The organism is Mesorhizobium sp. M7A.F.Ca.CA.004.12.1.1 (assembly GCF_003997835.1).
Lineage (GTDB): Bacteria > Pseudomonadota > Alphaproteobacteria > Rhizobiales > Rhizobiaceae > Mesorhizobium.
Genome location: NZ_RZRK01000967.1, coordinates 1 through 2,070, shown reverse-complemented (window position 1 = coordinate 2,070; position 2,070 = coordinate 1). Strand labels below are relative to the sequence as shown.

At 63.5% G+C, this 2,070-nt stretch carries 3 protein-coding genes; 2 read left to right on the top strand and 1 reads right to left on the bottom strand.

Annotated elements, in window-relative coordinates; translation table 11 throughout:
* The coding region (locus EN984_RS32365) for a tripartite tricarboxylate transporter permease (RefSeq protein ID WP_206517536.1) at positions 1 to 951 on the top strand (951 nt) is incomplete at its 5' end.
* A 1-nt stretch (position 952) separates the two neighbouring features.
* On the opposite strand, the gene nth is transcribed toward EN984_RS32365, so the two are convergent.
* Complete coding sequence (nth, locus tag EN984_RS32360) at positions 953 to 1,777, bottom strand: endonuclease III (RefSeq protein WP_127267097.1); 825 nt, start codon at positions 1,775 to 1,777, stop codon at positions 953 to 955.
* Between the two features lie 22 nt (positions 1,778 to 1,799).
* Between nth and EN984_RS32355 the strand changes: the two genes are divergently transcribed.
* The coding region (locus tag EN984_RS32355; RefSeq protein ID WP_127384251.1) for a DUF2244 domain-containing protein at positions 1,800 to 2,070 on the top strand (271 nt) is incomplete at its 3' end.

Genomic DNA, 2,070 nt, shown 5'->3' with positions numbered 1-2,070 from the left:
ATCTACACCGGCACGCCGCGCTTCACGCTTGGAATCCGGGAATATGCCGACGGGTTGAATTTCGTTGCGGTGGCGGTCGGCGTCTTTGGCGTCGCCGAGATCCTGCGCAACCTCGAAAACGAGGATGAGCGCTCCGTGATGATCCGCAAGGTCACCGGCCTTATGCCGACCCGCGAGGACTTTCGGCGCATGGCAGCGCCCATCGTGCGCGGAACGATCATCGGTTCGGCGCTCGGCATCCTGCCGGGCGGCGGCGCGATCCTGGCAGCTTTTGCGTCCTACACGGTCGAAAAACGCGTCTCGAAAAACCCGCAGGAGTTCGGCAAGGGCGCCATCGAAGGCGTCGCCGGACCGGAATCGGCCAACAATGCCGGTGCGCAGACCTCCTTCATCCCGATGCTGACGCTCGGCATTCCAGCCAACCCGGTCATGGCGCTGATGATCGGCGCCATGATCATCCAGGGCATCGTGCCCGGCCCCAATGTCGCGACCGAACAGCCGGCGCTGTTCTGGGGCATCATCGCCTCGATGTGGATCGGCAATCTGACGCTGATCGTCCTCAACCTGCCACTGATCGGGCTTTGGGTGAAGCTGCTGACGATCCCCTATTACGTGCTTTTCCCGATCATCATGGCGTTCTGCTCGATCGGCGTCTACAGCGTCAACAGCAACGTCTACGACCTCTACGCCGTCGCCTTCTTCGGCTTCCTCGGCTATCTCCTGACCAAGCTGCGCTGCGAACCGGCGCCGCTGCTGCTCGGCTTCGTGCTCGGCCCGCTGCTCGAGGAAAACCTGCGCCGCGCCATGATCCTCTCGCGCGGCGACCCGAGCACCTTCTTGACCAGACCGATCAGCGCCGGCCTGCTGCTCATCGCGCTCGCCGTGCTCGTCATCGTCTTCCTGCCGGCGGTCAAGAAAAAGCGCGAAGAGGTGTTTGTGGAGGAGAGTTGAATTACGCCGTCGTTCCGCTTCGGTCCTGAATCTCTTCGACAGGGTCGAGCGGTGCGATCGGCACCAGCGGTGCCGGCACATCGGTCGTCTTGACCTCGGCCTTGCAGATGTCGGCGATGACGCAGGCCGGGCAATCCGGCTTGCGCGCCTTGCAGACGTAGCGGCCATGCAGGATCAGCCAGTGATGTGCATGGCGCATATATTCGTCCGGAATGATCTTCAACAATCCTTGCTCGACCTGTTCCGGCGTCTTGCCGGGCGCCAATCCGAGCCGGTTGCCGATACGGAGAATGTGCGTGTCGACCGCCATCGTGTGCTGGCCGAAGGCCATATTGAGCACGACATTGGCGGTCTTGCGCCCGACCCCGGGCAGCTTGACCAATTCATCGCGACTGTCGGGTACCTCGCCGCCATGGTCGCGGATCAGCGCCTGCGACAGCGCAATCACATTCTTCGCCTTGTTGCGCCACAGCCCGATGGTGCGGATATATTCGCCGACCCTTGCCTCCCCCAGCGCCAGCATCTTGTGCGGCGTATCGGCGGCCTTGAACAGCGCCCGCGTCGCCTTGTTGACGCCGGCATCCGTCGCTTGCGCCGACAGCACCACCGCGACCAGCAGCGTGAAGGCGTTGACATGTTCGAGCTCGCCCTTCGGCTCGGGCCGCTGGACGGAAAAGCGCCGGAATATCTCGTGCACTTCGGCCGGGCTGTAGCGCGACGAGCTCCGCACCGGCCGCGGGCGTGGCTTGACGTTCGACCCATCGCGTCGTGCGGGCAACAGCTCTTTTTTGGACAGGGAAGAATCTTTGGACTTGGGGCTTGCCATTTCCCTCCTATAATATCCCCTCATGAGCGACACAAACGCCTCGTTTCAGGCCGACGAGCCATTCTTTCAGGCGCTACTCACCCCGCACCGGTCTCTGGGCCGGACAGGCTTCTTCATCCTGATGGGCGCGCTGCTGTTCGGCTGGCTGGTGACAGGCGCGTTTTTCCTGTCGCGCGGCGCCTGGCCGGTGTTCGGCTTCTTCGGCCTCGACGTGGCCGCCGTCTACCTCGCCTTTCGCATCAACTACCGGGCCGCTCGCGCCCGCGAGGAAGTCTCGGTCTCGCGCACCAGCC

Bases quoted from the DNA above. Each gene is read 5' to 3' on its own strand.
- nth (WP_127267097.1), bottom strand. From the start codon at position 1,777: ATGGCAAGCCCCAAGTCCAAAGATTCTTCCCTGTCCAAAAAAGAGCTG.